Below are 439 nucleotides of genomic sequence, written 5' to 3'. Positions count from 1 at the left end.
GTGAAGCGCTGATCATGACCGCGATTGGTCTGGCGGTCGCTGTTCCTGCTGTTCTGGGTTACAACTTCCTGGTTCGTCGCAACAAGAGCGCCATGGAAGAAGTCCGTGCCTTCTCCGCTGACCTGCATTCCGTTGTTCTGTCCGGCAATATGGGCAAGAAGTGAAATACTGATGTAGCTACTGCGCGACGCGATTTTGAACTTGCGATGCTCGTCGTACTAAAGTACGACTGCGCTTCTTAGTTCAAACTAGCGCCGCTCGCTACGCTTCCTCAGCATTTCACACGGCTACTTTGTATGGTTAAAAAAACCGAAGACCCTTAACCACAGAGGCACAGAGGAAGGAAAGACTTCTTGCAAGAAGTCTTCGTTCCGCAGGCGAGTGGCATGCCACTCGAAACCCCTGCTGCACCACAGAGAAAAAAGATCTTTGTGTGTCT

1 protein-coding gene is annotated in these 439 nt (G+C 51.3%); it reads left to right on the top strand.

Features of this window, described 5'->3' with window-relative positions:
* A partial coding sequence (locus ACO0LN_RS30315; RefSeq protein WP_422980481.1) for a MotA/TolQ/ExbB proton channel family protein occupies positions 1–164 on the top strand: 164 nt, incomplete at its 5' end.
* Positions 165–439: the final 275 nt, after the last annotated feature.

Origin of the sequence: Undibacterium sp. TC9W (genome assembly GCF_049339865.1) — a bacterium.
Lineage (GTDB): Bacteria > Pseudomonadota > Gammaproteobacteria > Burkholderiales > Burkholderiaceae_D > Undibacterium.
The sequence above is the reverse complement of the archived record's forward strand: the minus strand, read 5'-3'. Positions and strand labels throughout refer to the sequence as shown.